Annotated in this window: 27 protein-coding genes; 21 read left to right on the top strand and 6 right to left on the bottom strand. The window is 43.5% G+C overall.

Annotated elements, in window-relative coordinates; all coding sequences use genetic code 11:
- Positions 1-15 precede the first annotated feature (15 nt).
- The 4 genes from FM019_RS11565 (at position 16) to FM019_RS11550 (ending at position 5,101) form a co-directional block, all read left to right on the top strand.
- Positions 16-1,254, top strand: coding sequence for an efflux RND transporter periplasmic adaptor subunit (locus FM019_RS11565; protein ID WP_185969264.1), 1,239 nt, complete (start codon positions 16-18; stop codon positions 1,252-1,254).
- A gap of 10 nt (positions 1,255-1,264) precedes the next feature.
- A complete protein-coding gene (locus tag FM019_RS11560; protein WP_143836091.1) occupies positions 1,265-1,945 on the top strand; it encodes an ABC transporter ATP-binding protein in 681 nt (226 codons plus the stop codon).
- A gap of 39 nt (positions 1,946-1,984) precedes the next feature.
- Positions 1,985-4,489: an ABC transporter permease gene (locus FM019_RS11555; RefSeq protein WP_143836090.1), complete on the top strand. Its 2,505-nt coding sequence runs from the start codon at positions 1,985-1,987 to the stop codon at positions 4,487-4,489.
- 102 nt (positions 4,490-4,591) lie between these two features.
- Complete coding sequence (locus FM019_RS11550) at positions 4,592-5,101, top strand: SixA phosphatase family protein (protein ID WP_143836089.1); 510 nt, start codon at positions 4,592-4,594, stop codon at positions 5,099-5,101.
- A 40-nt stretch (positions 5,102-5,141) separates the two neighbouring features.
- Here the strand turns inward: FM019_RS11550 and FM019_RS11545 are convergent, their stop codons facing one another.
- Complete coding sequence (locus FM019_RS11545) at positions 5,142-7,292, bottom strand: ATPase, T2SS/T4P/T4SS family (RefSeq protein WP_409553373.1); 2,151 nt, start codon at positions 7,290-7,292, stop codon at positions 5,142-5,144.
- 652 nt (positions 7,293-7,944) lie between these two features.
- On the opposite strand from FM019_RS11545, the gene rpsJ reads away from it, so the two are divergent.
- From rpsJ to FM019_RS11475, 14 genes are all read left to right on the top strand, one after another.
- Positions 7,945-8,256, top strand: a complete 312-nt coding sequence (gene rpsJ / locus FM019_RS11540) for a 30S ribosomal protein S10 (RefSeq protein WP_008845776.1) — start codon at positions 7,945-7,947, stop codon at positions 8,254-8,256.
- Between the two features lie 18 nt (positions 8,257-8,274).
- The gene (rplC, locus tag FM019_RS11535) at positions 8,275-8,913 is read left to right on the top strand and encodes a 50S ribosomal protein L3 (RefSeq protein ID WP_143836088.1); all 639 of its coding nucleotides are present in this window, start codon (positions 8,275-8,277) and stop codon (positions 8,911-8,913) included.
- Positions 8,914-8,931: 18 nt separating this feature from the next.
- Complete coding sequence (gene rplD / locus FM019_RS11530) at positions 8,932-9,537, top strand: 50S ribosomal protein L4 (RefSeq protein WP_143836087.1); 606 nt, start codon at positions 8,932-8,934, stop codon at positions 9,535-9,537.
- Complete coding sequence (gene rplW, locus FM019_RS11525) at positions 9,534-9,836, top strand: 50S ribosomal protein L23 (RefSeq protein WP_143836086.1); 303 nt, start codon at positions 9,534-9,536, stop codon at positions 9,834-9,836. Before rplD ends, rplW begins: the two co-directional genes overlap by 4 nt.
- A 14-nt stretch (positions 9,837-9,850) precedes the next feature.
- Positions 9,851-10,675, top strand: coding sequence for a 50S ribosomal protein L2 (gene rplB, locus FM019_RS11520; protein ID WP_143836085.1), 825 nt, complete (start codon positions 9,851-9,853; stop codon positions 10,673-10,675).
- A 15-nt stretch (positions 10,676-10,690) separates the two neighbouring features.
- A complete protein-coding gene (gene rpsS, locus FM019_RS11515) occupies positions 10,691-10,966 on the top strand; it encodes a 30S ribosomal protein S19 (protein WP_014107406.1) in 276 nt (91 codons plus the stop codon).
- 11 nt (positions 10,967-10,977) lie between these two features.
- On the top strand, positions 10,978-11,307 hold the full coding sequence (gene rplV / locus FM019_RS11510; protein ID WP_143836084.1) for a 50S ribosomal protein L22: 330 nt from the start codon (positions 10,978-10,980) through the stop codon (positions 11,305-11,307).
- Positions 11,308-11,316: 9 nt separating this feature from the next.
- On the top strand, positions 11,317-12,018 hold the full coding sequence (rpsC, locus tag FM019_RS11505; RefSeq protein ID WP_143836083.1) for a 30S ribosomal protein S3: 702 nt from the start codon (positions 11,317-11,319) through the stop codon (positions 12,016-12,018).
- Positions 12,019-12,023: 5 nt separating this feature from the next.
- Positions 12,024-12,437, top strand: a complete 414-nt coding sequence (gene rplP, locus FM019_RS11500) for a 50S ribosomal protein L16 (protein ID WP_143836082.1) — start codon at positions 12,024-12,026, stop codon at positions 12,435-12,437.
- A complete protein-coding gene (rpmC, locus tag FM019_RS11495; protein WP_143836081.1) occupies positions 12,437-12,628 on the top strand; it encodes a 50S ribosomal protein L29 in 192 nt (63 codons plus the stop codon). Before rplP ends, rpmC begins: the two co-directional genes overlap by 1 nt.
- Positions 12,628-12,885, top strand: a complete 258-nt coding sequence (gene rpsQ / locus FM019_RS11490; protein ID WP_143836080.1) for a 30S ribosomal protein S17 — start codon at positions 12,628-12,630, stop codon at positions 12,883-12,885. The genes rpmC and rpsQ overlap by 1 nt, the downstream gene beginning before the upstream one ends.
- Positions 12,886-13,047: 162 nt before the next feature.
- Positions 13,048-13,758: a substrate-binding periplasmic protein gene (locus FM019_RS11485; protein WP_143836079.1), complete on the top strand. Its 711-nt coding sequence runs from the start codon at positions 13,048-13,050 to the stop codon at positions 13,756-13,758.
- Between the two features lie 230 nt (positions 13,759-13,988).
- Positions 13,989-14,624: a hypothetical protein gene (locus tag FM019_RS11480; RefSeq protein ID WP_143836078.1), complete on the top strand. Its 636-nt coding sequence runs from the start codon at positions 13,989-13,991 to the stop codon at positions 14,622-14,624.
- Between the two features lie 165 nt (positions 14,625-14,789).
- Complete coding sequence (locus FM019_RS11475) at positions 14,790-15,869, top strand: energy transducer TonB (protein WP_185969263.1); 1,080 nt, start codon at positions 14,790-14,792, stop codon at positions 15,867-15,869.
- Between the two features lie 167 nt (positions 15,870-16,036).
- Here FM019_RS11475 and FM019_RS11470 read toward each other — a convergent pair whose 3' ends face one another.
- The gene (locus FM019_RS11470; RefSeq protein WP_143836076.1) at positions 16,037-16,936 is read right to left on the bottom strand and encodes a transporter substrate-binding domain-containing protein; all 900 of its coding nucleotides are present in this window, start codon (positions 16,934-16,936) and stop codon (positions 16,037-16,039) included.
- A 268-nt stretch (positions 16,937-17,204) separates the two neighbouring features.
- Here FM019_RS11470 and FM019_RS11465 point away from each other — a divergent pair, with 268 nt between their 5' ends.
- Both FM019_RS11465 and FM019_RS11460 read left to right on the top strand, forming a co-directional pair.
- A complete protein-coding gene (locus FM019_RS11465) occupies positions 17,205-18,533 on the top strand; it encodes a DUF2252 family protein (RefSeq protein WP_143836075.1) in 1,329 nt (442 codons plus the stop codon).
- 221 nt (positions 18,534-18,754) lie between these two features.
- Positions 18,755-19,492 (top strand): TMEM175 family protein, encoded by a 738-nt coding sequence (locus FM019_RS11460; RefSeq protein ID WP_143836074.1) that lies wholly within the window; start codon positions 18,755-18,757, stop codon positions 19,490-19,492.
- A 138-nt stretch (positions 19,493-19,630) separates the two neighbouring features.
- On the opposite strand, the gene FM019_RS11455 is transcribed toward FM019_RS11460, so the two are convergent.
- Entirely contained in the window at positions 19,631-20,251 is a 621-nt protein-coding gene (locus FM019_RS11455; protein WP_143836073.1) for a TIGR02466 family protein, read from the bottom strand.
- Between the two features lie 187 nt (positions 20,252-20,438).
- Between FM019_RS11455 and FM019_RS11450 the strand changes: the two genes are divergently transcribed.
- Complete coding sequence (locus tag FM019_RS11450) at positions 20,439-21,089, top strand: leucine-rich repeat domain-containing protein (RefSeq protein WP_143836072.1); 651 nt, start codon at positions 20,439-20,441, stop codon at positions 21,087-21,089.
- A 285-nt stretch (positions 21,090-21,374) separates the two neighbouring features.
- Here the strand turns inward: FM019_RS11450 and FM019_RS11445 are convergent, their stop codons facing one another.
- Genes FM019_RS11445 through FM019_RS11435 form a run of 3 tightly spaced genes read right to left on the bottom strand, consistent with a single transcriptional unit; the run spans position 21,375 to position 23,958 of the window.
- Complete coding sequence (locus tag FM019_RS11445; RefSeq protein ID WP_185969262.1) at positions 21,375-22,625, bottom strand: alginate export family protein; 1,251 nt, start codon at positions 22,623-22,625, stop codon at positions 21,375-21,377.
- Complete coding sequence (locus FM019_RS11440) at positions 22,625-23,413, bottom strand: anti-sigma factor domain-containing protein (protein ID WP_143836070.1); 789 nt, start codon at positions 23,411-23,413, stop codon at positions 22,625-22,627. The genes FM019_RS11445 and FM019_RS11440 overlap by 1 nt, the downstream gene beginning before the upstream one ends.
- Positions 23,398-23,958 carry a sigma-70 family RNA polymerase sigma factor gene (locus FM019_RS11435; protein WP_143836069.1) on the bottom strand — a complete coding sequence of 187 codons (561 nt, stop codon included), beginning with the start codon at positions 23,956-23,958 and terminating at the stop codon, positions 23,398-23,400. Before FM019_RS11435 ends, FM019_RS11440 begins: the two co-directional genes overlap by 16 nt.
- Positions 23,959-24,054 lie beyond the last annotated feature (96 nt).

Genomic DNA, 24,054 nt, shown 5'->3' with positions numbered 1-24,054 from the left:
AATTCGGGTGCGAGCATGGATCGTAAGATCGCACCCAAGCGTTCATTTAAGAAAATCGCTGGTCTAATTGCGCTTGGTATTTTGACACTCGCATTTATCTATTTTGTTTTTAACAAATCATCTGGCGGTAGAGGCCTAACCATTACCTCACACCAAATTACTATCTCCACCGTTGAGCAAGGTATTTTCGAAGATTTCATTCCGTTGAGAGGAAGAGTAACACCGGCTAAAACCGTCTATTTAGATGCCATTGAAGGTGGCAGAGTTGAAAGGGTAGTTGCAGAAGATGGGGCTCAATTAAAAGCGGGTGATCTTATAGTGGAAATGTCCAACGCCTCTCTACAATTGAGTGTTTTAGGTAATGAGGCCAGGGTTGCAGAGCAGCTTAATAACATTAGATCTATCGAATTGTCTCTAGAGCAGAATCGCTTACAGCATAAACGGAATTTGGCCGATATTCGCTATCAGATCAAAGTACTTAGCCGACAGCTTCAGCGTGAACAGGAGCTAGTTAAAACCGGTGCGATTGTGCTTTCAACCATGGAAGACACCAGAGACGAATTACATTGGTATGAAGAACGTCTGCAATTGACCTTGGAAAGCCAAGCGTCAGATGCGCGCATGCAGCAATCACAACTCGCTTTTTTGCAAGAGACCGGACAACGGTTGATGAGTAATCTGGAAATCTCAAGACAAAACCTGGACTCACTGAAAGTCCGTGCACCAGTTGATGGCAAGCTATCTGGTTTTGACGTAGAAGTCGGTCAGAGTATTGGGCGAGGCGAACGAGTAGGCCAAATTGATACGCCTGATGATTTTAAAGTCACTGCCTTCTTAGATGAATTTTACCTTGGGCGCGTGGATATTGGTCAAACTGCTATTTACGAAAACTATCCTTTGCAAGTCACCAAAGTCTATCCGCAAGTGCAAAATGGACAATTTGAAGTTGACCTGGAATTCATCGCCAATCAACCCCCGGACATTCGACGTGGACAAACCATTCAAACCAAATTGACGTTGGGAGATGAAAGTAAGGCCTTGATCATTCCGAATGGCGCATTTTATCAAGACACAGGTGGTAGCTGGATATTTGTTGTCGCAGATGATGAGTCTGTAGCGACGCGAAGAAACGTTAGATTAGGGCGCAGAAATAGCCGATTTATCGAAGTTATCGAAGGTTTAGAGGTGGGCGAAAAAGTCATCACTAGTCCATACACCAGTTTCACCGATATTCAACGACTCACTTTACAGTAAGGAATTCAACATGATTCAACTTCAAAATTTGACCAAAGTATTTCAATCCAATGACGTCGAAACCTGTGCATTGAACCAGGTTGATATTCATATCGAGCAAGGTGAGTTCGTCGCGATAATGGGGCCTTCAGGATGCGGTAAATCAACACTATTGAACATCGTTGGAATGTTAGACACACCTTCAGAAGGTCAGTACCTATTTAATTCAGAAGACGTTTCTGGCTATTCAGAAGCGCAATTGGCCAATATTCGAAAGCACAATATTGGTTTTATATTTCAGAGCTTCAATTTGATTGATGAGCTCACGGTAGAAGAGAACATTGAACTCGCTCTGCTATATCACGATGTGCCTGCATCGCAACGCAAAGCCCGGGTTGCTGAGGTCATGGATAAAGTGGGGATCGCACACCGAGCCAAACATATGCCGAGTCAGTTATCAGGTGGCCAGCAACAACGCGTGGCAGTGGCCAGAGCCGTTGTTGGAAAGCAATCGTTAATTCTGGCCGATGAGCCAACCGGTAACCTTGATAGTGCGCACGGTCAAGAAGTCATGGAAATGTTACAGCAGTTAAATGATGAAGGCACTACGGTTGTTATGGTAACGCACAGTCCCAGTCACGCAGATTACGCCAAACGCACAATTAACCTATTCGATGGTCAGGTCGTGACCGAAAGCGTACGCGCAGCGTAACGCCGTCACAATTCCTCAACGGCAATCAAGGAGTCACTTATGTTTCGCAATTATCTAACAACCGCTTGGCGTCACCTGATAAAAAATGGACGTTTTTCTATTATCAATATTTTTGCGTTGGCCTTAGGGCTGGCAAGCTGCATTCTAATTTTACTGTTTGTTAGAGCTGAGTCGGGTTACGACAAATGGATCCAACACAGCGATCGAGTAGCGAGACTGCACTCAGCATATGTGATGCCTAATCGCCCGCCTTTTTTGACCGTGCGATCTGCAGGACGAATGATGGAGGCGGTTCGAGATTTTGCTACGGCTGAAATAGAAGATGGTGTGCGCTTGATTCGGTTCCCAACGACTGTTTTACAAGACAGCGACGCGTTTAGCGAAATGATGACAATAGCTGACGGCAGTTTTTTCAATGTTATTGCCCTACCTTTTGTCCATGGTTCTCCCGAAACGGCTTTTTCTAAACCTAACGACTTGGTCATTACCGAGGAGATGGCAAACAAGTACTTCGGTAAAACCGATGTGGTTGGTCAAACGTTGACTTTTTGTTGTCTTCAAGAGCAAACCATTACATTGCCGGTAACAGGTGTCGTAAAAGACCTTCCCGAACAAACCCATTTTGATTTAGATTTCATTGTTCGACTTCAACCAGCATTATTTGAAAACGACACCAATGTTTTGCATACCTGGACAAGTGTAAACGTATACACCTATTTCAAACTACGTGAGGGTGTAACCGTAGACCAAGCCCAGGAACGTCTGAGCTATTGGGTCAATAACGAAAGCCCATTTCTGGAGATGTACCAACAAAATGTTGGCGCAGTCGAAGAAGGGGTACAGGTTACCGATTTCATGAAGCACACTTTGATGCCTCTTGAAGATTTGCATCTGCATGCCAAAAAAGCCGCAGGCAACATGGGTGATCTCACCCCCATGGGCGATTTCACCATGATTTACACCTTTTCTTTGGTGGCAGTACTAATTCTCGCCATTGCTTGTTTTAATTTTATGAATTTGTCGACGGCCAGAGCTACACAACGGGCCAGAGAAGTTGCCATGCGAAAAGTGCTTGGTGCCAGTCGTAAACAGGTTGCATTGCAATTTCTCAGCGAATCGGTCGCCCTGGTGATGATAGCCATGTTATTCGCCTTAGTACTGGTTGAAATTGCTTTGCCATTTTATAGCGATGCCATTGGTCGTAATATATCTTTGGCATTGTTTAGCGATCTTGGATTTTTAGGCATTTTGATTGGGCTGGCTTTATCGGTGGGCGTACTTGCTGGCTCTTATCCGGCAATGGTGTTGTCCAGATTTTTACCAAGTCAGATTCTTAAATCAAATAAGAGCAGTGAGTCGAGCGGTTCGCACACGTTTCGTAATGCTCTGGTTATTATGCAATTCGCGATCTCAATAGTATTAATTATCTGTACGTCAGTGATTTACACTCAAACTCAGTATGCACAATCAATTGATGTCGGATATGACAGTGACAATAAAATGGTGTTAGGTATCCGTGCAGCGCGTGGACAACTAGACAGTTTGCAACAAGCCCTTGAAGCGATCCCCGGTGTTGATTCTGTGGTGTACTCTTCTGAGGCCCCGACACAAGACAATGAAAATAACCGAGCGTTTAAGTTGGTAGACGCAATTGAAGCAACTACTAACACTGAACCTGAGCTTCTCAATTATCACACAATGGGCTACGGATTTTTTGAAGCCTATGATGTGGCACCAATCGCTGGTCGTCTATTTAGTGAGGAATTTGGTTCTGACTCCATTCCCGCTGAAGGTGAAGAGCCCCGTGCGGCAAGTGCTATTTTAAATATGTCAGCACTAGGAAAATTTGGCATACGGGACCCTCAGCAGATTATTGGCAAGACGCTAACGTTTGACGGCGGAGCGCAGAGTTTGCAGGTGATTGGTGTCATCCCAGATATCTATTTTCGTTCGATTAAGTTTGGTGTGCGTCCTTCGATTTATTTTCATGATCCTCAGCGCTTTAATGTCGCGACAATCAGCGTTAACAGCGGCAATTTCCGCCAAGTGATCGAACAGGTTGAGCAGATTTGGCGCCAAGCAATGCCCTCAACTCCTATTAATCTCACTTTCCTTGATGAAATGATGGCTGCGCAGTATTCAGATGAACAAATTCAAACCGAACTCTTCACTGTCTTTTCAATACTCGCAATTATCATTGCTTGCCTTGGACTATTTGGTTTAGCGACTTTTACCATTCAGCGTAAGACGAAAGAAATCGGGATTCGTAAGGTTATGGGAGCCAGCGTTAAAGACATTGTCGCCCTACTTATTTGGCAGTTTTCTAAACCTGTTATCTGGGCGAATCTAATTGCCTGGCCGATCGCAGGGTACGCTATGATTAATTGGTTAGAAAGATTTGAGTATCGTATCGAATTTATCTCATTGCTACCGATCAGCATCGCAGTGGGTGTGATCTTGCTCGTGCTGGCATGGCTAACGGTCGGTGGCAATGCAGCAAAAGTAGCCAGATCAAATCCGGTAGAAGCGTTGCGCCAAGAGTAAGCGATAACGAATAACGTGTGAATTATCCAGAGTTCAGGTTATCTAAGAATAGAAACCTGTCTCAAAATAAGGAACGAATTCACACGTTTGAGGTAAAACTAAATGAAAACCATCCATTTAATTCGACATGCAAAATCAAGTTGGGACAATCCGTCACTGGCGGATATCGACAGACCGTTAAATGCACGTGGAATTCGAGCATGTCAAATAATGGCACCACACATAAATGCTGCAGGTTCTGTTTTTAACAATGTCTACTGCAGTCCAGCAGTAAGAGCGCAGTCGACCATTGAACGAATAAAAAAACATTTGCCCGATGTTGAGCTGCGCTGGAAAACTGATCAGAGATTATATAGTTTCTCCGAAAGTGATTTGATCAAGTGGTGTCGAGAGCTTGAAGATTCGGTCTCAGATGTGACATTAATTGGGCACAATCCAGCGCTGACTGATTTTTGTAATGCCTTGAGCGGTAGTGAAATCGAAAATATTCCCACCTGTGGCTACGTGCAATTGATTGCTAAGAGAGAAGCAGGATGGAGAGATATCACCGCTATCCCTTTTGAATTAAAGGCTTTCTTAAAACCTAAGGCACTGGAAAGTGGCAGGAATTAAAATAATTTAATTCCACGCTCTAGTTAAAAGAACCAGTAAATCAATCCGCACCACTGATAATTTGCACCTGAGCAATATCGGTATCACCCTTAATGACTTTATAAATGCCATCTTGGGTCAAAGTACGCATGCCATCTTTCATGGCTTGGGCTTTCATCGCAGATACGGTTTCTTCTTTATATACCAAAGAGCGAAGATCTGGGGTCATGCCCAGCAGCTCATGCACACCTGTCCTGCCTTTGTAGCCGGTATCACCGCAATCGTCACAACCTTTTGGACGATGCAGCATCAAAGGTTCAGGCAAATTTAGCTCAGCAATATATTCTTCGCCATACTGCCGTTTAATAAAGCTCATATCGGTTTCACTGGCTTCATAGGCTTCTTTACAATTTGGACAAAGAGTACGTATCAATCGCTGTGCCATTATCCCTACACAGGCATCTGAGAAGTTAACCGGATCCAATCCCAAATCGAGCAAACGGGTAATGGTTTCTGGTGCTGAGTTGGTGTGAAGGGTAGATAATACCAAGTGACCTGTTAACGAAGCTTCAATACCGGCGTGGGCAGTTTCTTTATCCCGCATTTCACCAATTAGGATAATGTCGGGGTCAGCACGCAAGAAGGCTCTTAATGCATTGGCAAAGGTGAAACCAATTTTAGGGCTCACTTGCACTTGCTGAAGCCCAGGTTGCGTGATTTCGACTGGGTCTTCTGCTGTCCAAATCTTTTTGTCGGGTGTGTTGAGATAACCTAAAATAGCGTGCAGGGTTGTCGTTTTACCCGAACCTGTCGGACCAACCACGAGCAAAATACCGTGTGGTTTTTTGATCATATCTCGGAGCATGGTCATATTTCTTGGCGCAATATTCATCTTTTCGATGGGCAGGGCACCACCTGAGGCCAAAATCCGCATAACCACACCTTCGCCCGCTACCGTTGGTATGGTGGCAACACGCACTTCGACCATTTGCCCGGACATTTTGAACGCCAGCTTGCCGTCTTGCGGCACGCGCTTTTCTGCAATGTTCAGGTTTGACATTATTTTAATACGGGCAATCACGGCACTGTGGTGAGAGGCTGGCACTTGCGTGATATCGCGGCACACACCATCCACTCTCATGCGGACTCGAGTTGGGCCACCTTTTTCTGGATCCACATGAATATCCGATGCGTTGAGGCGCTTGGCATCGTGCAATACGCGGCTGACCAGGCGAACCACCGCAGGTGCATCGTCCGACATTTCTTCATTATTGTCGTCTAATTCTTCGGCACTAGTACCAATCTCATCCAGGATTTCGTCCATTTCGCCTGGCGTGCCGCCGCCAGAACCTGCACCAAGATACTGTAAAACCTGGTTGGGTAAAGCGACGGATATCTCATAACTTTCTATCCCCAAAGCGCTTTCGATTTCCATCAACAGCGCAGCATTGTTTGGTTCCGCCATCAGTACAATAGGATTCTCAGCGGCGTCAGCCAATACCGCTACAAAATTGCGTTTTAGGTAAGATAGGTTCATCTTACTGCCGCTTTGCAGTACATGATATTTCTCAGGTAAATAGCTGATATAAGGAACTTGGTAGTGCACAGACAACGCATTACCCAACTCGTCTTCTGGGATCCTCGCTTCAGAGACTAAGCGCTGGACTACTTGCCGCATGTCTCTGCTGGATTCAGCAAACTGCTTTAAATCTTTTTCTGAAACTAGGTTGCGGTGAACTAAATAATCGAACGGGTTACTCGTGCCACCCAGTTCGTAACGGAATTTATTGCCAAGAATTTCAGACAAGGAGTTTGCCAGGCGTAAATCGGCATCCGCAAAAGAACCCACTTTTTTGTTTATTATCTGTAAAACACCCATCAATACCCCTGCATTTAGAATGGGCACACAAATAATGTTTTCGGTTTTGAAGGTACTTTTTTTATCGAATTTATCGGCAAACTTTAGTCTGGGATGTATTTCAGCCAGCTCTTGCGCATTGTAAGGGTCTGAAATCAAGAGCGGTTTTTGGCTTAGAGCAACATAGCCCGCAATTGACTGTGGGCTTATTGGAACCTTTATCTCGCGGGTTTCTTTGCCAGTTTTGAATCGAGCAACCAAATCTTGGTGCTGCCGACGACGCTGGAAAATACTCATACGCTGAGCTTCAAACAAGCCTAAAATCATCGGTTCTAATTGCTGATAGGCGTCCATCAGTGACGGATGTGCCTCCAACAATTTGTCGATTTTTTGTAGGGCGTCTTCAATAACCAGTTCTGTTGTCATGTACTACATCAATTTATTGTTCCAAACCTAACTATAACCGAGTGTAATCGTTAACAAAACCCATGTTTTTCTTGTAGATGACAGTCAACGGAATTATCACGGTTTAAAATAGTGTACGGCCAAGTATTGTTTGTCTTCACTTATACATCAAAAATTCAAGCCCGACACGGTAAATATAATATACGGTATGGTGGCGAAAAGTGAAACTGGCCTTGTCATTAGTGCTCAAAATCTGATTAAAATGCCGCCATCTGCATTAGTAGAGGTAAACTTGCTCTCGTTTCATGGATCTGCCCCCACAGTAACAGAATCTACTTACGTATTTGCAAATTGAACACATTAAAGACAATTAGTCATTGCATAGTTTGCCAATCCATGTATAATTCGCGCCCACTTGCCCAGATGGGTAGTGATTTTCGGAACGACGGATAACGCGACGCGCAAGCAGAAACGTCATCTAAGTCCTGAAAATATTATGAACAAGACCCCAATTGGGGGTCATCGGTTTACATGCATCCTCCCACCTAATAGAAGGTTGGTGTGGATGGTTTTTTTTGTTCTTTCGGTTGGAGCTTAATCGATGCCAAATCAAAGAATTCGTATTCGTTTGAAAGCGTTTGATCACAAGTTGATCGATCAGTCTACGGCTGAAATCGTTGAAACTGCGAAACGTACTGGTGCTCAGGTTAGCGGTCCTATTCCTCTACCTACTCGTAAAGAACGCTATACCGTATTGGTTTCACCTCACGTAAATAAAGATGCACGTGATCAGTATGAAATTCGTACACATAAGCGTTTGGTAGATATCATTGAACCAACTGATAAAACAGTTGATGCATTGATGAGATTGGACTTGGCTGCCGGTGTTGATGTTCAAATCAGCCTGGGCTAACAAGAGAGGGTTTTAACAATGGCGATTGGTCTTATCGGTCGTAAAGTAGGTATGACTCGCATCTTCACTGAAGATGGTGTGTCTATTCCTGTGACTGTTATAGAAGCGACCCCAAACCGTGTTACTCAGTTGCGTACTGATGAAACAGATGGGTATCGCGCGCTGCAAGTTACTGCTGGCGATAAAAAAGCAAACCGCGTTAATAAAGCTGCTGCGGGTCATTTTGCAAAAGCTGGCGTGGAAGCGGGCCGCGGTTTATGGGAGTTCCGTTTAGACGGCAACGAAGGTGAAGGCATTGAAGTAGGTAGTGAAATCACTGTTGAAATCTTTGCAGACACTACAAAAGTTGATGTCGCGGGTACTTCTAAAGGTAAAGGTTTCCAAGGCGGTATTAAACGCTGGAACTTCAGCCATCAACGTATGACTCACGGTAACTCAATATCTCACCGTGCTCCTGGTTCAATTGGTCAAAACCAATCACCAGGTAAAGTTTTCAAAGGTAAAAAAATGGCTGGTCAACTTGGTAACGTCCAAGTCACTACCCAATCTTTGGAAGTTGTACGTGTTGACGCTGAGAATAACCTTCTTCTAGTTAAAGGTGCCGTACCTGGCGCTCCAGGCGGCGATGTTATCGTCAAGCCTGCAGTTAAAGCGTAACGTCTGGGGAGTTAAGTGATGGAATTAGTATTGAAAGACGCGAACAGCGCTCTTGAAGTCTCCGAAGCGACCTTTGGACGTGATTTTAACGAAGCACTAGTACATCAAGTAGTAGTTGCCTTCGGTGCTGGAGCTCGTCAGGGTTCTAAAGCGCAAAAAACACGCTCTGAAGTTAGAGGCGGTGGTAAAAAGCCTTGGCGTCAAAAGGGTACTGGTCGTGCCCGTGCCGGTACAATCCGCAGCCCAATCTGGGTTGGTGGTGGCCGTGCATTTGCAGCCAAACCACAAGATCACAGTCAAAAAGTGAACAAAAAGATGTACCGTGGAGCTATCCGTAGCATCCTTTCTGAATTGGTACGTCAAGATCGCTTGATTGTGGTAGAGAAATTCGGTGTTGATGCACCTAAAACTAAAGTATTGGTTGCTAAGCTTAATGAACTTGAGCTAAACGACGTGCTAATCGTAACGCCAGAAGTAGAAGAGAACTTGTTCTTAGCTGCTCGTAACTTGTATAAAGTTGACGTTCGCGATGTTCAAGGCATCGACCCAGTAAGCTTAATCGCATTCGAAAAAGTGTTAATCACTGCCGATGCGGTTAAACAGCTAGAGGAGGCATTAGCATGATCTCTGAAGAGCGTTTACTAAAGGTGCTACTTGCACCACATGTTTCTGAAAAATCAACCATGGCTGCTGAAGGCAACAACACTGTTGTGTTCAAAGTCGTGAAAGACGCGAACAAAGCTGAAATCAAAGCTGCTGTTGAAAAACTTTTCGAAGTTGAAGTAAACAATGTTCGTACCTTGAACGTGAAGGGTAAAACCAAACGTCACGGTCAGTCTTTTGGCAAGCGTAGCGACTGGAAAAAAGCATATGTAGTGCTTAAAGAAGGTCAAGACATCGACTTCGTCGGTGGCGCAGAGTAGGAAGGGGATTAGATATGCCATTATTGAAAGCTAAGCCGACTTCTGCAGGTCGTCGTCACGTAGTTCAGGTTGTAAACCCTGATCTACATAAAGGCGCGCCTTACGCACCGTTGCTTGAAAAGAACAGTAAGTCTGGTGGTCGTAACAACAATGGTCGCATTACCGTGCGTCACATTGGTGGTGGACACAAACAGCACTATCGTATTATTGACTTCAAACGTAACAAAGACGGCATTCCAGCCAAAATTGAACGTTTGGAATACGATCCTAACCGTTCAGCTAACATTGCACTTGTGCTTTATGCTGATGGTGAGCGTCGTTATATTCTTGCTCCGAAAGGTGCTCAAGCAGGTCAGGCTATCCAGTCTGGTGCTGATGCGCCAATTAAAGCGGGTAATGCAATGCCTATGCGCAACATTCCAGTGGGTACAACTGTACACGCCATTGAAATGAAGCCTGGTAAAGGCGCGCAAATGGCTCGTTCAGCAGGACAATATGCACAAATCTTAGCGCGTGCCGAAGGTTATGTAACACTTCGTCTGCGTTCTGGTGAAGTACGTAAAGTATTGGCTGATTGCCGCGCCACCATTGGTGAAGTCGGTAACGCAGAGCACATGCTTCGTTCACTAGGTAAAGCTGGTGCAACACGTTGGCGCGGTATCCGCCCAACAGTTCGTGGTGTAGCCATGAACCCAGTAGATCACCCACATGGTGGTGGTGAAGGTCGTACCTCTGGTGGCCGTCATCCAGTTACACCTTGGGGTGTCCCGACTAAGGGTAAGAAAACCCGTAGTAACAAGCGTACCGATAAGCTTATCGTACGTCGTCGTAACAAGTAACAGCGAGGATTCACCATGCCACGTTCTCTCAAGAAAGGTCCATTTATCGACCTGCACTTGCTGAAGAAGGTAGAGGCTGCAGTGGAAAAGGGCGAAAAGAAACCAATTAAAACTTGGTCTCGTCGCTCCATGATCATCCCAGATATGATTGGGTTGACCATTGCGGTCCATAACGGTCGCCAGCACGTTCCTGTTTTCGTCAGTGACGAAATGGTTGGCCATAAGTTGGGCGAATTTGCTCCAACGCGTACTTACCGCGGCCATGTCGCGGATAAGAAAGCGAAGAGATAAGAGGAAAAATTATGGAAGCTTTAGCTAAACATCGTTTTGCCCGTTCTTCGGCTCAAAAAGCACGCTTGGTAGCAGATCAAATTCGCGGTTTACACGTAGAAAAGGCGCTTGAAGTTCTGTCTTACAGTCCTAAGAAAAGCGCTGCTCTAGTCAAAAAAGTACTAGAGTCTGCGATTGCGAACGCCGAACACAACGAAGGCGCAGACATCGATGAGTTGACTGTCGCAAAAATCTTTGTTGATGAAGGCCCAACTATGAAGCGTATCAAGACCCGAGCCAAAGGCCGAGCTGATCGTATCTTTAAACGCAGCAGTCATATCACTGTTGTAGTAGCGGACTAGGAGATTGTAATGGGACAGAAGGTACATCCTACAGGTATACGCCTGGGTATCAGCAAACCATGGACGTCTACTTGGTACGCTAACACAGCGGAATATGCAGACAACCTGTTTAATGATCATCAGGTACGTAAATACCTAACAAAAGAATTGAAAAACGCGTCTCTATCTAAAATCGTTATCGAGCGCCCAGCAAAAAGCATTCGTGTGACTATTCACACTGCTCGCCCTGGTGTTGTTATCGGTAAAAAAGGTGAAGATGTAGAGAAGCTTCGCAAGCACGTATCTAAGCTAGCCGGTGTGCCAGCTCAGATCAACATTGCTGAAGTGCGTAAACCTGAACTAGATGGCCAGCTTGTTGCTGACAGCATTTCTAGCCAGCTGGAACGTCGTGTTATGTTCCGCCGTGCAATGAAACGTGCTGTTCAAAACGCAATGCGTCTAGGTGCTAAGGGTATCAAAGTAGAAGTAAGCGGTCGTTTGGGCGGTGCTGAGATTGCACGTTCAGAATGGTATCGTGAAGGTCGTGTACCACTACACACTTTCCGTGCTGATATCGACTATGCAACATCTGAAGCTTTGACTCAATACGGCATCATCGGCGTTAAAGTTTGGATCTTCAAAGGTGAAGTATTAGGCGGATTGCCTCTTACACAAGAGCAACCTGCTCCAGCACCTAAGAAGAAAGGCCGTTCTGCTAAGCGTGAGGGCTAATAGTTATGTTACAACCTAAACGTATGAAGTTCCGCAAAATGCATAAAGGTCGCAACCGCGGCACAGCAGTTGCGGGCGGTAAAGTTAGTTTCGGTACTTACGGTCTGAAATCGATTGGTCGTGGTCGTATGACTGCACGTCAAATCGAAGCAGCACGTCGTGCTATGACTCGTCACGTTAAACGTCAAGGTAAAATTTGGATTCGAGTTTTCCCTGACAAGCCAATTACTGAGAAGCCTCTAGAAGTGCGTCAAGGTAAAGGTAAAGGTAACGTTGAGTACTGGGTATGCCAAATTCAACCAGGTCGTGTGCTATATGAAATGGAAGGTGTTCCAGAAGCATTGGCTCGCGAAGCGTTTGAATTGGCAGCGGCTAAATTGCCATTTAAAACAACCTTTGTAACTCGGACGGTGATGTAATGAAAACGACTGAACTGAAAGAAAAAAACGTAGAAGAGTTGAACGCAGAGCTAATTAACTTGCTTCGTGAACAATTCAACCTACGTATGCAGCACAGTACTGGCCAGTTGGAAAAAACTGACCAACTACGTAAAGTGCGTCGTAACATCGCGCGTGTTAAAACCATTCTGACTGAAAAGGCTGATAGCTAATGACTGAACAAAAAATTCGTACAGTTCGCGGTCGTGTGGTAAGCAACAAGATGGATAAAACCATCACTGTTGTTGTAGAACGTTTTGTAAAACACCCTATCTATGGGAAGTTCCAAAAGCGTTCTACTAAGCTTCACGCTCACGACGAATCTAACCAATGTAACGAAGGTGACGTAGTAACAATTCGTGAATGTCGTCCTTTGTCTAAGTCCAAAAACTGGATGTTGGTAGACGTAGTAGACAAAGCTCAAGCTTAATAGGCTTTAGACTTTAGTAAAAAAGGCGCTTCTCGCAAGAGACGCGCCTTTTTTGATCCGCGTGACAAATTAAGTGCTTTAACTAAGCTAATTATTGTCACTTTTGTACTTCAAAAAATAGATTTGTTTGCTACCTTTATATTTTGTCTTGTTGTTGAATTTATGCGTCTTGTAGTCGGCTTGATCTATGTTTTTTCTTGCTTAGGGATAGCTCAGGATTTACCAAAATTGCGATTGGTCTCCGAAGTGATGCCACCTTATCAGTACTATGACGGTGAGCAGGTAGTAGGCAAAAATATTGAGCAGCTAAAAAAGGTATTTACGCAATCAAACTTACCTTTTCCGGGTGTAGAACTTTATCCATGGGCTCGCTCTTTCAAGATTGCCTCAGAACAACAAAACACCTTTATATTCCCCATCGTCCGCACACCTGAGCGTGAAAAACAATTTACCTGGGTTGCACCCATGGCAACGGCCACTTACTCGTTATTCGGTCTTAAAAGCAGAGAAGATATACAACTGAAAAGGGAAGAAGATGTCGCTGCGTTTAAAATTGCTGTCACCAAAGATGATATTACTCATAAGTACTTTAAAAAATTGGGATTTGAAGAGGGCGAGCACTTCTTAATATCTTCCGATTGGCTGCTAATTGAAAAACTATTTTTCAATGATAAATTGGGTTTAATGGTAAGCACCCATGCACATTTTGCGGTCCAAGCGAATCGAAACAACATTGACGTCAACCTCTACGAAGAAAAGTTGACCTTAAGTGATTTGAGTTTACGCTATTATTTGGCGGCAAATAAAAAGACTACACCTCAGTTGATAAATCGCATTAAACAAGCCTTCCCGAAGCAACCAATTCGATATTGAGTCGAAAATAAAGTGATTGTCAGTGACCTCGTTGAGCCCGAGGTGGATAAAACGTAGACAATTCACTGTCAGTTCTTTTTGCAATTGAATTGATAGGATGCCCTAACTAATTGAAAGTCATGGAAAATTATCTCGGTATGATACTTGCAAATGCATCGCATTAACAAATTTATTCATTAGTCCCGGAATACATAACTGGGTCATTTTATTCTCGAGGTAAGGAAGTAAGAATGAAAAAAATATTGGCATGTGGGTTTTTCTGGGCGCTCTGTTCGTCGCAATCATTAGCGGGAGTGATTTATTCGAATGTAACCGACTTTCGTGCTCAGCTTAATTCAATCGTATTCGATGACTATAGCAATGACGCTTACGAATTTATTCAATCAAATGCTGTAATGTCTGCGGTTTTGGGTGAAACTCAATATCAAAGTACAGGATTTAACGACCTGAACGTTGTCACCAGAGGCGGAACCTATTGTGCCGGCTGCAATGGTTCATTTGCTTTAAATTTTGAAAGCACGTCTGTGTCAAATGGCGGTGGTGTTTATGGTTTTGGCTTTGATTTTTTAAATGGCGGGGATACCTTGTATTCAGCCTTAGTTACCTATGCGGATGATACAACTGAGTTGTTTGCTTTACCTCGGTCATTTGCTTTTAATGATGGGTCATTTGACAGCTTTTTTGGTGTAACATCAACAATTGGTGTTCGCTTGGTAAATATCGGGATCGATGGTTTGTCAGATGTGCGTGAAGGTTATTTTGAACTGGACAATCTATTGATTGGTAATACGCAAATACCTGAGCCTTCTATTTTTATACTTTTTTTGGCAGGACTATTGGGTTCGATGAGACTATCTAGAAAATAGTCAACAAATAAGCCTGCACTAAAAACGCTCGTCTTTAGATGAGCGTTTTTTTTATGTTAAGTGCTCTAAGGTGCACTGTATGGAGTAACCAAAAGTGCTTGCCTTGTCGATATATCCGTTGCTATCTTGAACTCTAATCTGTCCAATCTATACAAAGGAATGTTCATGCGTTGTGCCCAATTTTCCATTGCGGTTTTAGTGGCGTTTACCGCCTCAATCAATATTTCTGTCGCGAAAAGTGACTCTCCATCGTCCGAATTGTTATATGAAATGGTCGAAGCTAAACCTCTTGAGAGAAAAGCAGCAAGATACCCAGAGGAGTCAGCCCGTCGTGGCCAGGAAGGATGGGTTCAGGTGAGTTATGTGATTGATAATAATGGTCAAGTAATTGATCCGGTAATTATTGATTCTTCTGGTGTAAAAGACTTTGAAAAAGCGACTCTTAGAGCGATTAAAAAATGGCAATATTCTCCTGCAATGCGTGACGGCGAACCAATCCAACAATGTCAGATGAAAGTGCAAATGGACTTTGTTTTAAACAATGGTAGCGACGGAGTAAGGAAAAGATTTAGGGCCATGTATATGAAGGCCAGCGATTACTTGGAGCAGGGAAATTTTGTTGAAGCCGATGACGTCCTAAGCAAAATGAAATCACGTAAAATATGGAATATGTATGAAAATGCTTGGTTTTGGATGTTAGATGCTAAAGTCGCCTCAGCGCTTAAAGACGAGAGTCGCGAGTTATCAAGCCTCAGTCGTGCGGTTTCCTCAAACGATGGAGATAAATACCTGGGTAGTGATAACTTCTTGTTGAGTCAACAGCGAATTTTTATATTGCAGTTGAAAAGCGAGCTTTACACCGATGCGTTAGATACCTTCCAAATTATTGAGGATAGTCCTAACTCACAGAAAATAAGCGCGAATTTACTTGAAACCGCCAAAAAGCTCGAAAATTATATGAATAGTGATCAGCTATTGGTTCGTAATCAAAAGATTGGGTCGCGAGGTGTGGAAGTTCACAAACTATATCGAAACTCATTTGGTGTGTCTGAGTTAAATGGCAACTTGGAAACCGTTGATATTCGATGTCAGAGCAAACGAACAAAATTTACGTTTAAAGAGGATTCGATGTGGTCGGTCCCTGCTTCTTGGGGAGAGTGCAGCGTGCTTTTTGAAGGTGATGAAGGCACTTCATTCAAGATTGTTGAAGTAAATCCAGAGCAAATCGATGATAATCAATCTTGAGAAATAGACTTATCCAATATCTATGTATTAGTGCCAATGCTTGGTTTTAACAATATGTGCTTTAAAAGAGCTTAATCGCTCACGCTACATTTCTATATTGTTATTAGAAAAACGCCACAAATTGAAGTGACCCCAATAATTGGACATTCGCATTACGGTCTGACAACCTAATCATTGATAGGAAAATCAAACCACAACGCCGAATCATCAAGTGGTGTTAGCGCAGGTAGAAATGGATTGTTGAGTCGAAACAACCGACGGTTTTTTAAGTTTGCTCTTTGAATGTCATCTTCGAAGTATTTGTTAAAAAGGTACAAAAAAGTGCCGTCTTCAATGGCTCGTTTCAACCCTATCGTCAACTGTTGATGAATTTCATCTTCACCCTTCCTGACAAAAAAGTAGGTTGGAAGTGGATAGAAAAACGCGATGTGCTGGTCAACATAGACATTGGTGTGTTGCATATGTTTTTGCTCATACCAAACTTCTAGTATTGAACGCGGCAGGGCATCAATACGATCTTTATTTAGTAACTCATGCAAAGCTTTTGTGTTGGACGCTTCAATCACGCGCAAACCGTGCTGTTTAAAAATCTGTGTATCAATCCAATCGTGACCTTGACCAAAATAAACATTTTTGAAATCCGATAATTGTGTGACTTTCTCTAACAGCCGTTTTCTTCGTTCATTAACCAGAGGGATTCGCAACCCTAGTAACCCGCGTAACAAAGGAATTCTGATAGGGAGCAATGCCTGCTCTCGCTCCGTCGAAGTAACTCCCCAGTGCAGGTCATAAACACCTTGCTCTACATTGAGTAAGCTGCGACTTTGCGCCATCGTTGGGATCGGGACAATTTCTATTTTGTAGTTCACATCAGCGCGTTCCAATGCAAGCTCTAAAAGTTCGAAGTAATAATTCGCCTGATCTTGATACAAAGCAGCGTCTTTAACTCTTGGGAATAGAATTGTATTGTCGCTATTTGATGATCTTTCATTAATATTTTGCGCGAGCAAGGGGGCGCTCAGTTGTGCAAGAGCAACAAGAAAAAAGAATAGTGCTCGAACGGTCATTTGGAGCTTTCTACAATTAAGTTAAGTCTCACGTCACTAAAGACTACCATTGCAAAGATTAATATCAAAATTAGAATGTCGTATTGCCGGGTATTGCAGCAGCTTTATCGACTTGAAAGTCTGGCTATTGCAATATACTTCTTCAGAGAAAGTTTTACTTCTTAAACGAGTGTTGGAAAAATAGTAACCAAGAGGCTTTTTCAGGTATTTCATATCAACTACACTTGTGACATCCCACTCAAAGTCACTTTGGATCCGTAGAAAAATTATGACTGATAGAAACGCTTTTTTACGCATGCATTTGAAGCGAATTGATGGAGTGGGTCCAGGTGCTGGGTTGCCCAAACATATTAAAATGACAACCAGTCCTTTTGTGTTTTTTCGTGGTTCCTCACAATTATTCTATGCCGATATCCAAGCTCAAATTATAGATTTTCCTGCCGTGCAAATGCCAATTACAACAGTGATGGGAGATTGTCATACGTCCAATTTTGGATTTTTTACAGAAGAGGGCTCTCACGGTGATGAAGTGATATTTGCCATCAACGATTTTGACGACGCCTGTTTTGGCAATCCGTTATGGGATCTGCTTCGATTTTGCGTGAGCTTGCGTTTATGTGCTGACCATTGTCAGCGCTTAGTGAAAGGCGAAATTTTTTCAGATAGGCTTTTATCGGCAGAACCGGCAGTTAGTGATGGGTTGAGTGAACAGGCAATCCATGCTTTTTTTGATGGCTATATGAGTGTATGTCAGAAGGGCGATGAAGATAACAATCATCTTGATCAGGTTTTCAACGACTTCGAATCACCATCGGCTTTGGTCAAACGCTTTAAAAAAGCAAAAAAGCGAGCAGCTGGCAGTGAGCATTTTTTAGTAAAGAGCTCTTTAGCGAAAGCTATCAATATCGATAATATCCCTCTTATGTTTCGACAGCTTAAAGACAAGTTTCTTCCTCTGGCAGAGGAGGAGTTTAGCCAAATTAAGACGGCTTTTGCACCATACATGAATGACTCCATTTTGGATATAGTTGCTCGCCAGGGATCAGGAACCGGTTCGGTTAATATGGAACGCTTTTACTTTTTAGTTGGCCCAGAGAATTTGACAAACTTAGTAGATTTAAAATTATGCCACGTTGTTGAAGTCAAACAACAACGCGAGGCAGCGCCGCTTTATTACTTCCCTGACATTGCAGTACAAAACAAATTAAACCCGGCTCATCTAACAGCTCGCTGTCAACGGTTAATGCAACGCAAACCCGATATATTGGTAGATGAGGCCTATTGGCAAGGCCAACACTGGTTAATTCGATCACGCCATCACGCCAAAGTAGGTATTGATCCTGAACACATTGGTATTGGTCATATTAATACCCACGACGGCGGGTTTGTGCAATACGCTAGAGCATGCGGCGTCGCCTTGGCGTTAGCTCACTGCCGTGGTGATCGCCGTTCACTAAGCTTCGAGCATGCTATGCTTGTGGCATTGCCCAAGGTTCAGTCACAATTGCAATCCTCCTCCAAACAATATGCTTCTCAGGTTATAGCGGATTGGCAGTGGTTAAAACATGTTGAACGAATACCTCCAAGCCTCAGCTGAGGTCTCAACAAAACCTGACATTTTTGAACCACCAGTATCTAAGTTCTTATAGCAAGTTTCCAGCTTGCCAATCCTGTTGACTCGGTTCGATTGTTTTGTTCGTCGAATAGGGTATCAGTCAAATATACTTAAACTCGATACTGGCAACTTGGTCATGATTAACTAAACTTGCATAACATCCAATGCAAATGTTTTTATAAACAATAGTTTAGGTTTCTTAAATGCGTAAGACACTAGGCGAGAAAGGTTTTGGAGATGATCCCGGTTTTCGATGGCGAGGAGGGGACGTTTCCCGCATAGAGGGTCTATCTGACGCAGTATTTGCATTTGCTATGACATTGTTGATTGTATCGCTCGAGGTCCCCAAAAGTTTTGACGGACTGATCAACACTCTCCTGCAATTTCCCGCATTTGGTATTGCCTTTATTTTTTTGTTTTCAATTTGGTATCACCACTACGTATTTTTTAGGCGCTATGGCTTGAATAATATGTCGATAGTTGTGGTTAATGGCCTATTGATGTTCCTTGTTCTGTTTTTTGTCTTTCCGTTTCGTTGGGCGGTCAGTTTTGTTATAAATTTTTTATTCTTCAATCTGTTTCTTGGCCTCGATGTGCCTTTAGGGATAGAAATAGACGGATTTACGATGGAACGCTACAGCATCATTCACAGCTTTTATGCTGGTGGTATATTGGCGATCCACCTTTGTTTTGCCTGGTTTTATTACAAAGCATACCGTTTGCATAAGGAACTAGCGCTGGATGAACAGGAAATTAAATTAACTTATCTTGGGATTATTGAGTTTTTCATTGTGGTGGGTATTTGTGTCTTGTCGATACTACTCGTTTGGATTGTTCCGGCACCTTTCAATGGCCAAGCGTCAGGATGGATATTCGTGTTGATTTGGCCGCTAACCTACTTCGCAGGTAAGAAGGTTCGAGCCGACAAAGTCACAAACTAAAAGTAATCAGCGAGACTGCTTCATCAGGCATTCTTTTTTGGTAAACGCGCCGGGCAGCATCTTTTAAATGATATCAGTGAAATCAAAAAAAGCACCTGCAAAAGAGGTGCTTTTTCGAAACACGCTCTAATCTCGTTGTTACAACACTAAATGAGATACGTCTCTGAAGTCACCCAATTTTCCTTTTATGAAACAATTAAAGGCAATGGAGTAACGTGGTTTATCAGACATGTTAGGTTCCACTTGATGAGTAAGATCAGATGGAAACAGTAATATTTCATGGGTTTTTGGGGTCACAACATTTAGTGGCGTGTTGTAGATGTTTTGTTTGTCTTGTGCCGGATTAATAACCAATTGACGGTATGTGGTATGACGATCAAAGATCATTCTCGACGCTGGCGATGGCAATTCTGCGTAGTATAAAGAACCCGAAACAATAGAGTTTGAGTGAGAATGGGTGTGCATACCGATGTTAGGCTGATTGATCAGTGACCAGGATTGGGTCACATATAATTTCTGACTGATCCCCATCACTTCTTTGGCATAGACATCGAGTGCCTCTTGCACAGCTTTTTTGATGCTGGCTAATTTGGGGTCCTCAAATATAGAGAGGTTCTCTGAAATGAGGTTTTGCTTGTTCGGGAGCATTTTAAAACTCTTGATGTATTCAACTTGCTCCTTGGAAATGGCATCAGCAAGGCTGGCTCGAAAATAGGGAACAGCAAACAAAGGTTGCACATCAAATTGGGTCAGTGACATAGTGAATTTCTCTTTATCGTTTTTATTATTGAAATATTTTGTAACATTCAGCAACAAATATGAAATATCTCGACAGACAATTCAATATAAATTTGTATTTATGTGGAGTAATTTGTGATTGGTCATGGTCTTAATCTGTGCTCTAGTCAGTTATGTTCTAATTTGAATTCAACAAAGGGAAAAATATTTGAAGACCAAGCAACTTTGGGTCGCGCTAGGATTAGCTCTGTCGATAGGCTGGTTACAGGCCTACGGGTCGCCTCTCGAGCAAATCAAAGACCCGGCACTTAAAGCCTGTATCCAGGCAGCCTTATCAAAACAAGGTGTAACGGGTGTTGAACAAATCACTAAACTGAAATGCCACAACCAAGGTATCGAGAGTCTTGATGGCATCCAACAACTTATCAATCTTGAAAGTTTGTCATTATTCAATAACCGCATTGAAGAAGCAGACTTAACCCAGCTAAACCGGTTGGAAATGCTTAATCTTGCTAACAATGATTTAGTCTCCTTGCAAATAAGCGGGTTGGGAGAGTTAAAGACACTTTTTCTATTTAAAAACAACCTCACCTCAATCAATATGCAAGGCTTGGTTTCGTTGCAAAAATTAAGAATGATGCAGAATCAGTTAACCGTACTCGACATTACATCCTTAGTTTCGTTACGCGAAGCGCATTTATTTGACAACCAATTAGAAGATTTGCAAATTACCGGACTAAGCAAACTTGAATATCTAGATGTTAAACAAAATCCTATGCCAGACGAGCTCTACGATTTTTATGACGAACAGACCGGGATTGTGATCAGTCATGACGGCAATGCAGACGACTGGCAGTGACTAATACCAATCCACATAAAGAAGTGGTCAGGCAGCGAGAAAGTAAATGGGCGTAATCAAGGCGCTTGAAAGAATCAAGAGTGGGGCTCTTTTAAGTTCAAGCGACGCTGAGTACGCCCATTTAAATCTCGCCCGAAGGGAATGTCCCAGCGGCTTTTGACCTGCATTGTCGCTATTTAAAAGGGAACCACCCTTCGGGCATAGCGCCGCTTTGTTCAAAAACCGCTGGGCGCATTCTGACTGATCACTTCTTTATGTGGATTGGTATGAGCTCCCAACTTGATGTTAGAAATTGTAGGCGAGCGACAATGACCAGGTGCTTAGGTTTTGTTGTGAAGCGGGTAAGGTTGGAATCCCGTTTTTAGCGAAATACTTTGCGGCAATCAATTTGCCTTCCCACCGTCGATTGAAGCGAAAACCGAGTTCCAGATCCAGCTCGTTACCAGCAATGTCACCACTGCCATCATCTCTGAATTGATGAGCGACAATGCGCCAGCGTAGTTTTGCGGCGCGACCTCGATAGGTGAAAAAGGTATCGCGGATACCCCCTGTCGATATGTAGTTGGTAAACACATCGGCCCAACCCAAAAACTTGTGATTTGTGCCTAATGATGTCGCAAAACCAAATCCATTGCTTTCACCTAAACGTTCATGGGAAATCATCAATTGATGACTTTTATATTGGGCGCTCAGCTCAACAAGCGTGTAGTTAGCATCCAACTGCCAAGGGTTGTCACCACTGTCTTTCTGTTTGGCAAATTCGACTGTGTACGCATATTTGATTGCTTCAGGTTTGAACTCGCCACTAAGCCGCGCACCAAAAGTATTCGTCGATAATCGCTGTGCCGATTCGTTTTCTAACAAATAGGCGTAGGCGGTAACCGCTAGTCTTCGGTCAGCAGAGTAACGAGCATTTATAATGTGGCTGTTATGATCATGATTACCCAATTCAAACACGGGGCGGTTTGGATTAACTTCAAATCGAATGTCATTCTCCGGTAATCGGGCTTTTGCGTCGTCACCAAAAATCCGATGAGCGCGTTCAATATGTACCAATGAGATGTCCCAATTTAATGAGTCGTTGTACACAAGCGACAATGCATCAAAGGTTTGATCGTTCTGCCAGAATTCTATGGTGCCGACGTGGCGTTCGTTATCAAATTTTAACCATTGTCGACCAGCGCGCAGGTACCAATTAGACTCTCCAGTGTACTGCAGCCAGGCCTGATTGAGTTCACCTCCAGGTGGATCAGGAATAGGACTGGCATTTCGGGTCACGGTCACTGAGTTAAAGCCATTCTCATTAAAGGCTTCAACATAATCAGCTTGCACAAAAGCAGATACGGGGCTTTGATCTTTCCAAGCTGCACTTAGACGAACCTTTAAGGTACTCGCTTGTGCATCTCCCCTTATTGGATCATTAACTTGTTGAAAACGATATCTGGCTGTTGGCTCTACGGTTAATCCGTCAGCCTTTGCAGTAATACTTGGCAACAACATGCAACATGCAATAGCAGCAATAAGGAATTTCATCATTATGCTTGGTCTTGCTGTTGCCATGCCGAGAGACGAATACATAGACCGCTCGAAACGATTTCTCCTGTTGGTTCACCCATCGCCGATCCGCCTATCTCTTCAATTGAAATTAGCAGTGAATCCGAATCTTTGATTAATCGCCATTCCGCATCGGTGAGTTGTCGATTAAAGCTAGATTGACCAATAGGTATCTCGCCTAAACTGCGTGTTTGTCTGTCAGTTTTTGAGGTCACCCAAAGTTCGAAGGATTCGCCTTCCTCGACCTCTGGCAGTTCAAGAATATCCAACATTAAAGTCTGAGTATCACCGTAAGTCGCTGCTACGACTTGTGGTTTTTGGTTCTCATCTGCCAGTACCGCCACATAACTCAAATTGCCGACAGTCTCGGGTTTTTGCATCACTGCAACACCGACAATCACCACCAGCATTAACGAGAAAGCGGTTGCCCAGCGATATAAAAACAAAGACGACCAATCAAATTTCTTTGATGTCTCCTGTACGCTACCCGAAGCCACTTGTGGTGTCATATTGAGCTGTGCTTGAATGTTTTGCCAGGTTTGCGCTTTAGGGGCTAATTCGGGGGTTTTTTCGTCCAACGGTGACAAACGGTTTTCCCAAAACAAAATTCGTTCATTGATATGCCTACATTCAAAACCATTGCGCAAGGCATCAACGCGATTACGAACTCGTGTTGTCAATGTTCCCATCACATAGTTGGATGCCAAATGGTCGACTACTTCCGATGAGAAGTAGCGAGCAAAGTCTTGTTGATTTATTTTTCCAGACATTGTTGTAACCTCACTATTCCTCTACGTAACCATGATTTGACAGTGTTTACCGGAGTTTTGAAATGCTCGGATATTTCTTCACGACTAAACCCATAATAGTAAGCCATCAATATCGACCCTTGCTGGCTGCTGTCCAATGTGGCAAGACAATCTTCCAATTGTTGGCCAAATTCGCACATCAGTGGCTGATCGTGACTACTATCGGCAATCGATTCGAAATTATCTAATTCGGCTTGCACCTGCGCACCTTCAATTCGACGTTGTTCAAAACGGATCCTGTCGTAGGCGCGATAGCGCACAATCGAAGCCATCCAGGTCATCGGCTCGGCTTTGTCTGAGCGATATTCCCCGGCCTTGTGCCAAATCTGAACAAAGGCTTCTTGCAATACTTCGTTTGCGGAGTCGACACTGTGAAGGATACGGTAAGCAATCCCATTAAGTTTGCCTGAGACGGACTCATATAATTGCGCAAAGGCCGTTTGATTGCCCAATGCACATTGAGCAAGCAATTGTTGTAGCCTTTCCGGTTCTGTCGCGTTAGTCATGTTTATCTTGATTCTCTAATCAGTGATTAAACGATATGCTTGTTGCTATATACGTCGTGTCAGTGAAAAAGTTGCGTGGCGAGTTTTCAACCACAA

Origin of the sequence: Aliiglaciecola sp. M165 (assembly GCF_007197995.1) — a bacterium.
Classification (GTDB): Bacteria; Pseudomonadota; Gammaproteobacteria; order Enterobacterales; family Alteromonadaceae; genus Aliiglaciecola.
Note: the sequence above shows the minus strand (reverse complement) of the source record. Positions and strands in the feature narration are given on the sequence as shown.